The organism is Streptomyces sp. KL109B, assembly GCF_030766935.1.
Lineage (GTDB): Bacteria > Actinomycetota > Actinomycetes > Streptomycetales > Streptomycetaceae > Streptomyces.
This window is the reverse complement of sequence record NZ_JASERL010000037.1, coordinates 1-418: the sequence shown is the minus strand read 5'-3', so window position 1 is coordinate 418 and position 418 is coordinate 1. Positions and strand designations below refer to the sequence as shown.

The following is a 418-nucleotide window of genomic DNA, read 5'->3' as shown; positions in this document are numbered from 1 at the left end:
TGCCGACCTTGCCCACCACGCCCGACTCCGCGCCACCCGCCAAAGCCGCGGTGAACTCCTGAGCCTCGCCACCCACCACACGCCGCGACCCGGCCACCTCATCCAGAGGAAAGGCCGCTATTTCTTTGACCCCTGTCGCTTGCGAGGAGGTTTCCCGCGCCGCGGTCTGCTTCTTCGCCGGGCCGTCGGCCGCCGTGGCGCTCGGCAGCGGCAGGGCGATGGCGGCCCCTAACGCCAACAGCACGAAACACTTGCTTCTGATGCTCACAGTGGAACTCCGGTACTTGAAAAGGGTCCTGGCCCGTTCCGGCAGATCCTGCTGGAACGGGCCAGGACGGGAGAGATGCTCTTGCCGTCAGCTCTTGACCTGAATTCCGTCGTTGAAGATCTCATCGACACCGATGGCCTTGTCCCAGGC

The 418-nt window shown here is 65.1% G+C and carries 1 protein-coding gene; it reads right to left on the bottom strand.

The genetic code is table 11. The features are described from left to right. Window positions 1-268: hypothetical protein (locus tag RBJ65_RS42035; RefSeq protein ID WP_306332225.1), on the bottom strand; the 268-nt coding region annotated here is incomplete at its 3' end. Between the last annotated feature and the right edge of the window lie 150 nt (window positions 269-418).